Genomic DNA, 3502 nt, shown 5'->3' on the forward strand with positions numbered 1-3502 from the left:
CTCGAAGTAACGTCTGTTCTAAAAGATTCTCAGCATAACTTTTTTCTGCGCATAACAAGCCTTATGTTGAGCTCAACATAATGCCTTGAACCTGCATTCTGTGTTCTACCATGGCACAGTCGAGTGGCGGCTGTTCAACTCCACGTTGCACGCAGGCGAAGTCAAAGCAAACATCATTCTGGCTATGGCAATCTCCGCGCAGGGCATTAACCAGAAGTACACGCAGTTTCGGAAAACGCCCATCGGGGATAATCCGGCGTTCACCTTCCGCACCTTTCTGCTGCGGCTGGGGCTGATCGGCCCGGAGTATAAGAATGTGCGGATGCACCTGCTGAAGAACCTGCCCGGTGACAAGGCGTGGCGGCACGACAAGTCGCTGTATCCCAGCAATCAACCACGGCCCCGCACTGACGAGGTCAGATAGGAGAAGAAATGTCGAAAAAAGAATATTTTGCCTATGGTTCCAATCTGAATTTTGAGCAGATGGCTTACCGATGCCCCGAAGCAACAGTGGTGGGTACAGCCAAGCTGGACGGCTATGAGCTGGCGTTCCGGCGCGGCTACCTGACGATTTTGCCCAAAGAGGGCGCAAGCGTTGAAGGGCTGATCTGGTCTGTCACTGACCATGACGAATCACAGCTTGACTGTTATGAAGGCTACCCGACATTCTATGACAAGGAAACCATGACGGTTACGGATGCAGACGGCACGCCGCATGAAATCATGGTTTACACCATGAACGCACCGTACCGCGACCAGCTGCTCCCGGTCAGCAGCCGCTACAATGCGGTTGTCATGCAGGGGTGTCTGGACGCCGGTATTTCTCCGCAGCAGTTCTATGATGCTGACGAAAAATACAGAAAAGCCTACAAGGCCAGAGCCGCGCCGGTCCCTAAGAAACACGCTCCCGAACGCTAACCAAGCCCGCTGCACCGCGCAGCGGGCTTTTTCTTTTGCAACAAAAGGAGAACCAGTATGAAAAACAAACACAGAATAAAGCAGGGATTGTCGCTGCTGCTGGCGGGAGGGATTGCGCTCACAAATCTGGGCGCAGCGCTGCCCGCCTTTGCGGAGGATGCCGCAGTAACCCCCGAAACTGCGCAGACGGCAACCCTTGACCCGGACGCGGCGGTTTTGTACGCCGACCTGCCGGATGCACCTGCCGGGTCCTACATCGGCAGCGAGGGGCTTCCGGTTGCGACAGGGCAGACAAAAATCGGTCTGTCACTGTGGGCGGACGGTCAGTTGGAGCAGGACAGTCACCTTGACCCGGATGCCCTGAACAGCGGCGACAAAACCGTGACCGTACCCTTGACCGAGGATACCGACTATGCCATCGTGCCGCTTATGGCGCAGGTCGAATACCCAGCGGACGGTTCCCGAACCGATGTGCTGCTGCCCGAAAATGTCACGCTGCTGGACTATTACGGCGAACCCGCGCAGGACACGACCGTTCTGCACAGCGAGTATACGGAAACCTCTGCCGCTGCCACAGGGCTGTATCTGCTGACCGACGAAGATTTCACAGCGCAGTTTGTCTACACTGCCCCGGATGGTAATTCACTGACTCAAAATCTGAATGTCGAAATTGACCGCAGCAGCACGGCAGCCCCTCCGTTTGCGGATATGGGGGTTGCACCTTACGCAGGACGTCCCACCCCGTCTGTGACAAGCGGGCGCATCACAAAAGTGGCAAAAGTCAACGCCACATGGCTAATTTGGTTTAACGGCGAACCCGCCTACTGCTGCACCCACGGTGCCAACGGTCAGCCCAACGGCTGCCCGCCGTACAGCTATTCCCACACCTCCACGGTGGGCGCAGACCAGTGCATCCCCGGTGACCATTACGGCAACCAGATTCGCATTTGGGGCGGGCTGAACCAGCTTTCTCTGGACGAGGACGGCGATTTCCCCGCTGTTTTTTGCGCAGAAGATGAGGCGGAACTGTCTGTCTCGGATTTTTGCGAAATGATTTACGACGATCTGCAGCTGTATATTATGCAGCACTACCCCGACAGCCGGGCGGCTGCGCTTTACCGAGAATCGGCAGAGGAACTGTTGAACGGGGTGCAGACCTATACCGCCGAAGCGGGATATTACACCTACATTTATCAGCCCGCCGCCAGCGGTTGGCAGACAGTCGCCTTGATTGGTCCCGCCATTGAGGGAGAAGAACCGGAGCCGGAACCCGAACCCGTGCCGCAGGAGTACTATGCCGACTGGCAGGCTCCCGCCCAGACTGCCGGCGGCAGCTTTGATTTGACATTCACTGTCAATACCGACAAGTACCAGCTGAACACGATGGAAAAGGTGGACGGCGCGGTCATTACCGTCACGCCCAGCCGGACCGGCGGCAGCGTGGACGGCGGCAGCTGGCAGATGACCCCTGCCGGGGCACAAACAATTACCACAATCGGTCACACACAGGATGACAGTTTTCACCTCAACGGCGGCGATGGTTCTGCCACATGGACGGTTCACTACGAGGTGTCCAAGACCAGCACCAGCACGCTTTCCGGGCAGGAAGGACCGTTCACCAGCCAAGCCGAAGCAGACGCCGCTGCCGAAGCTGCCAAGAATGTAGCCATCGGGCAGCTGCAGAACGAAGCGCAGGGCATGGTGGATGCTGCTATTGCCTCGGCGCGGGCGCAGCTTGCCAATATTACATTCAGCTATGACGAGGTCACCATCCCGCATGGCTTTGATTCCACGCCCGGCGCGCTGGGCAGCCACCAGACCATTACGGTTTCTGCCAATAGCAGCAACGACTACCCGATGAAAAACGATGAGTGGTCGGTAAAAGTCAGCATCGACAAAATCGACAGCGAAACCAAGCAGCGCATCAAGGGCGATGCCGAGTTTAAGATTTTCGAGTGGGACACCGTTCGGCAGTGCTATATCCCGTTTGGCGGATACAACCGGTACAAAGTCGAGCGCCAAGCAGATGGCACCTACAAGGTCATCAACCACAGCGACTATGCAGGCGGTTCGGATGATTTGTTCTATACCCAGCGCAACGAGGGCAAATTTATCATTGTGGAGAGTCGCGCACCCAGCGGGTACTACGGTGATTGGACGGATGTGACCAATCCCGGTACGGCAGGCTCTGTACTGGGCAAGCGGGCGTATGCCTTTGAAATCACGAAAGCGTTGGACGGTCAGACGATTTGGCTGGGAAACGCCGATTATAACGCCGACATCAGCACGACCAACAACGGCGGCACCCTTATCGACACCGGTGAGGGTGTGGTCACCATCACCTTTGGCAGCCGCAATGCGGATAAGACCTACGCCACAGACCCCACCGGCATTGCCAACAACGAAGATTCCTACACCATGCACGCCAATGCCGACAAGATGCAGAACGACCGTGTCCTTGGTAATATCACGCTCTCCAAAGTAGACTTGGACGCCGCGCGGTATCTGGCTGCGGGCAGCAACGGAGATACTACGCTGGAAGGTGCTGTGTACGATCTGTACGCCGCTGAGAATATCACGCAGC

At 56.7% G+C, this 3502-nt stretch carries 3 protein-coding genes; all 3 read left to right on the forward strand.

The window, feature by feature from the left end; translation table 11 throughout:
* The first annotated feature begins 85 nt into the window (after positions 1–85).
* Positions 86–424, forward strand: coding sequence for an amidoligase family protein (locus NE623_RS14355; protein WP_370866770.1), 339 nt, complete (start codon positions 86–88; stop codon positions 422–424).
* Positions 425–432: 8 nt separating this feature from the next.
* Positions 433–918, forward strand: a complete 486-nt coding sequence (locus tag NE623_RS14360) for a gamma-glutamylcyclotransferase family protein (protein ID WP_256273489.1) — start codon at positions 433–435, stop codon at positions 916–918.
* A 57-nt stretch (positions 919–975) separates the two neighbouring features.
* The coding region (locus NE623_RS14365) for a hypothetical protein (protein WP_256273490.1) at positions 976–3502 on the forward strand (2527 nt) is incomplete at its 3' end.

This window comes from Gemmiger formicilis, from assembly GCF_024462815.1.
Classification (GTDB): Bacteria; Bacillota; Clostridia; order Oscillospirales; family Ruminococcaceae; genus Gemmiger.

Coding starts and splice junctions, on each gene's coding strand:
- NE623_RS14360 (WP_256273489.1), top strand. CDS start 433: ATGTCGAAAAAAGAATATTTTGCCTATGGTTCCAATCTGAATTTTGAG.